At 55.3% G+C, this 754-nt stretch carries 1 protein-coding gene; it reads left to right on the top strand.

Annotated elements, in window-relative coordinates; translation table 11 throughout:
- Nucleotides 1-47 precede the first annotated feature (47 nt).
- A partial coding sequence (locus AC1DRJ_RS30780; RefSeq protein WP_477805434.1) for a sensor histidine kinase occupies nucleotides 48-754 on the top strand: 707 nt, incomplete at its 3' end.

Here is a 754-nt window from a genome sequence, read left to right as displayed (position 1 = left end):
GCGCCATCAGCTGTGAGCATTCTGCTGGCATATTTCATGAGATGACTTTGTTCAAAGCCGTGGATGGGCAAAGGTACGAGCGCGAACTGCTCAATGCCCGAATGCTTGCCGAAAGGCATCTGGCGAAACACCTCGAGGAACAACGCGTACTGGATTTGACCCAGGACAAGTTGCGTATCACGTACGCTGCTGCTGAAGACAGGGCCCTGTTCGCCGAGCAACTTATCGGGATTGTCAGTCACGATCTACGCAACCCGTTAGCGGCCATAAAAATGGCGACGGAACTCCTGGGCCGCAGGGAAATGGATGCCAAACAGACCCAGATACTTGGCCACATCACCCATTCGGCCGAGCGTGCGCAGCGCCTGGTGGCCGATCTGCTGGATTTCACCTTGACTCAGGTCGGGCGAGGTATCTCCGTCCTGCCCAAGCCTGTCGATATACACGAGCTGGTGGCCGATTGTCTGGATGAGCTGAGCCTGGCTTTTCCCGGGCATACGTTGACCCATCTGCGGTACGGGCAAGGTGACTTTTCTGCAGACAGTGATCGGCTCTATCAACTCATCGGAAACCTGGTCGCCAATGCTGCCGCTTACGGCGCCACCGATAGCGCAGTCACCGTTTCTACACGCGTTGAAGATCAAGCGGTCATTATTACCGTGCATAATTTTGGAACCCCTATACCAGAGGCGTTGCTCGGGGATTTGTTCGAGCCGATGATCCGAGGCAGTCATGAAAATGCCGAACTCAGAAG

The sequence above is a fragment of the Pseudomonas sp. P5_B2 genome (assembly GCF_056400445.1).
This window is presented reverse-complemented; position numbering and strand designations above follow the sequence as displayed.